The organism is Streptomyces sparsus, assembly GCF_054776295.1.
Window position 1 is genome coordinate 1 of record NZ_BAAHCA010000507.1, and the last position, 3536, is coordinate 3536.

The 3536-nt window shown below is 71.9% G+C and carries 3 protein-coding genes and 1 pseudogene; 1 reads left to right on the forward strand and 3 read right to left on the reverse strand.

All coding sequences use genetic code 11. The features are described 5' to 3' along the window. On the reverse strand, positions 1-1000 hold a 1000-nt coding region (locus ACYVE9_RS19305; protein ID WP_461029139.1), incomplete at its 3' end, for an acyclic terpene utilization AtuA family protein. A 199-nt stretch (positions 1001-1199) separates the two neighbouring features. Here ACYVE9_RS19305 and ACYVE9_RS19310 point away from each other — a divergent pair. After that, complete coding sequence (locus ACYVE9_RS19310) at positions 1200-1805, forward strand: helix-turn-helix domain-containing protein (RefSeq protein ID WP_461029140.1); 606 nt, start codon at positions 1200-1202, stop codon at positions 1803-1805. 155 nt (positions 1806-1960) lie between these two features. On the opposite strand, the gene ACYVE9_RS19315 is transcribed toward ACYVE9_RS19310, so the two are convergent. After that, a complete protein-coding gene (locus tag ACYVE9_RS19315; protein ID WP_461029138.1) occupies positions 1961-2701 on the reverse strand; it encodes an SDR family NAD(P)-dependent oxidoreductase in 741 nt (246 codons plus the stop codon). 452 nt (positions 2702-3153) lie between these two features. Then, positions 3154-3536 (reverse strand): annotated as a pseudogene (locus tag ACYVE9_RS19320) (FAD-binding oxidoreductase); the annotation flags it as partial.

Genomic DNA, 3536 nt, shown 5'->3' on the forward strand with positions numbered 1-3536 from the left:
CCTCCTGCACGGCGGCGTCCGGCCGCCCGGTCCTGGCCAGCGTCCACCGCACCTCGCGGGGGCGGCGGGCGGCGAGCGCTGCGGCCATCTGCTCCTTGACCAGGGCGGCCTTGGCGTCGATGTCCAGGCCGGTCAGCACGAAGACGATCTCGTTGCGGTGGCCGCCGAGCCGGCTGAGGCCGACCTTGAGCGTCGGCGGCGGCGCCTCACCCCGCACCCCGTCGACGCGCACCCGGTCGGGCCCGTCGTCGCTGAGCCGCACGGTGTCCAGCCGGGCCGTGACGTCGGGGCCCAGGTACCGGGCGCCGGCCGTCTCGTAGAGCAACTGGGCGGTGACGGTGCCGCGCGTCACCGCGCCGCCGGTGCCGGGATGCTTGGTGATGACGGCCGAGCCGTCGGCGGCGATCTCCGCCAGCGGGAAGCCGGGGTGCCGCAGATCGCGGCCCTGGGCGGCGAGTTCGGTGAAGAACGCGTAGTTGCCGCCGGTGGCCTGCGTCCCGCACTCGAGTACGTGGCCGGCGACGACCGCGCCGGCCAGTGCGTCGAAGTCGTCGGCCGCCCAGCCGTGGTGGGCCGCGGCCGGGCCGGTGACGAGGGCGGCGTCGGTGACCCTCCCGGTGACGACCACGTCGGCGCCGGCCCGCAGGCACGCGGTGATGCCCGCACCACCCAGGTAGGCGTTGGCGGTCAGCACGCCCTCACCCCAGCCGCGGTCCAGCAGGTCGTCGCCCTCGACGTGCGCCACCCGGACCGGAACGCCGACCCGGTCGGCCAACTCCCGTACCGCGTCGGCCAGTGCGGCCGGATGGAGGCCGCCGGCGTTGCTGACCAGCTTCACGCCCCGCTCGTGGGCGAGTCCGAGCCCGTCCTCCAGTTGCCGCAGATACGTCTTGGCGTAGCCGCGTGCGGGGTCCTTGAGGCGGTCCCGGCCGAGGATGAGCATCGTCAGTTCGGCCAGGTAGTCACCGGTGAGCACGTCCAGCGGCCCGCCGGTGAGCATCTCGCGCAGGGCGCCGAACCGGTCGCCGTAGAACCCCGAGGCGTTGGCGATGCGCAGCACGTGGGCCCCTCTCGTGGTGGACGCGGAGGCCAGCGTGGCAGCACCGAGAGAAACAATCAAGCATGCTTGCTCGTTTTTCGCCCGCCCCCTCATCGCGACCTGATTGACAAACCTGCTTGCCATGTCGGCAAATAGAGGCATGGCCGACGACGACATCCCGCAGGTGCTGACCGCAGTGGGCCCGCGGCTGCGGGCGCTGCGGCAGGACCGGGGCGCCACGCTCACGCAGCTCAGCGAGGTCACCGGCATCTCGGTGAGCACGCTGTCGCGGCTGGAGTCGGGGCAGCGCAAACCCACCCTCGAACTGCTGCTGCCGCTGGCCAAGGCCCACGGTGTGCAGCTGGACGAACTGGTGGGCGCGCCGCCGACCGGAGACCCCCGCATCCATCCGCAGCCGTTCAAGCGGCACGGCCAGACCTTCGTGCCGCTGACCAGGTACCTGGGCGGGCTGCACGCCTACAAGCAGATCCTGCCCGGACGCCCGGAGGGCAGCACCGAGCTGCCCGAACCCCGGGTGCACGAGGGCTACGAGTGGCTGTACGTGCTCTCCGGCCGGCTGCGCCTCGTCCTGGGTGACCACGACCTCGTGCTCACCTCCGGTGAGGCCGCCGAGTTCGACACCCGGACCCCGCACGCCTTCGCCAACGCGGGCACCCGACCGGTGGAGTTCCTCAGCCTCTTCGGCGCCCAGGGCGAGCGCATGCACGTCCGGGCCCGCCCGACCGGCTCACGCGACGAGGACTGACGCCGCACCGAAGCCTGCCGAACATGCCCTCGCACTACACCGGTTCAGACGCCGTTCCGGTCACTGAGGTAGGACTCGTGGTGTCGTACGCGCTGAGGGCCCGTCGTTCGTGCGGTGTCACCGGGGTACGCGGTGCCCCCGAGGGGCGGTGGCCCTCAGGCGGTGAAGCCGCCGTCGACATGGATCGAGGCTCCGGTGATGTACGAGCCGTCCGGGCTTGCCAGGTGGACGACGGTGGCCGCGATCTCGGCCGCTTCCGCATAGCGGCCAACGGCGGTGAAGCCGGCGATCACCTCGGCGTTCGGCCCGTCGGCGGGGTTGGTGTCCGTGTCGGTGGGGCCGGGATGCACCAGGTTGACGGTGACTCCACGCGGACCGAGTTCCCGGGCCAGGCCCTTCGTCATCCCGACCAGAGCCGTCTTGCTCATCGAGTACAGCGCCAGTCCGGGGAAGACCGCCCGCCCGGCGATGTTGCTGCCGATGCTGATGATGCGGCCGCCCCGGCCCATGTGACGCACTGCTGCCTGGGACGCTGCGAACGGCGCCCGGACGTTCACCGCCAGAGTGCGATCGATCTCCGCCGGCCCCAGGTCTTCAAGAGGGCCGACGAGGAAGACGGCAGCGTTGTTGACCAGGATGTCGAGTCTGCCGAACATCGCGGCGGCCTCGTCCACCGCGGCGGTGAGTGCCTCAGGGACCGCGCTGTCGGCCTGTACGGCCAGGGCCAGGCGTCCCCTGGCCTTGATCTGCTCCACCACCTGGGCGGCGCGTTCCGCGCTGCTCTCATAGGTCAGGACGATGTCAGCGCCCTCCTCGGCCATCCGTAACGCCACAGCGGCACCGATGCCCCGGCTGCCGCCCGTGATCAAGGCCACGTTTCCTTCAAGTCGGTTCATGACGTGGAGCATTGCCGGAACCAGCATCAGAAGCCGGCGGGAATCCGACCCGGCGTTCGGCCTTCGGTGGGGCAACACCGTTCTGATCGCGAAGCCACACACGGCGCACCGCCGGGAGACCTCATCGGTCAGACCCGCGCGCGCCACGGGTCACCGGGGGCCTTGCGCGCTCCACAGCGTGCAAGGCCCTCTTCCCATGACTACGGGCTACTCGCTGATGACGCCGGCACGATCGAACGCGACGGACTCTCCGCAGTCCCTGCCGAGCCGCTTGGCGGCATCCGCGCGGGGTGCGATGTGCGCCCAGGCGACATCCTTCGGGCCGCCGACAAGGGAGCAGTGCTCGGCCTGCCCCTCCGAGGGGCAGGCCGAGTACACAGTTGCGCTCGATACAAGCGTCGACCCCCACCTCCACGCGGAGGGCGACACCGTCAACCGTGCGGCTGCGGGGTTCACTCCGGTCGCCGCTGTCCGTCCGGCGCCGCCCCGGGGTCGTGCGGACCGGTCGCCGACTGGTCCAGGCCCTCCGCCAGCACCTCCGCCAGGTGCCGGCTGCGCACCCCGGCCAGCTGTTCCAGCTGGGTGCGGCAGGAGTAGCCGTCGGCGAGCAGCTCGGTGTCCGGTCCCGCCTCGCGGACGGCGGGCAGCAGCTGGTCCTCCGCGCAGCGCCGTGACACCTCGAAGTGCCCCTTCTCAAAGCCGAAGTTGCCGGCGAGGCCGCAGCAGCCGGCGGACAGCTCACCGGTCAGGCCGGCCCGCTGCCGCAGCCGGCGGTCGGCGGCGTCGCCGAGTACCGCGTGCTGGTGGCAGTGGTTCTGGCCGGCCACCGGCCGGT

What these genes read in the sequence shown, in the direction of transcription:
- ACYVE9_RS19315 (WP_461029138.1), bottom strand. Translation starts at nt 2,701, where the DNA reads ATGAACCGACTTGAAGGAAACGTGGCCTTGATCACGGGCGGCAGCCGG.
- ACYVE9_RS19310 (WP_461029140.1), top strand. Translation starts at nt 1,200, where the DNA reads ATGGCCGACGACGACATCCCGCAGGTGCTGACCGCAGTGGGCCCGCGG.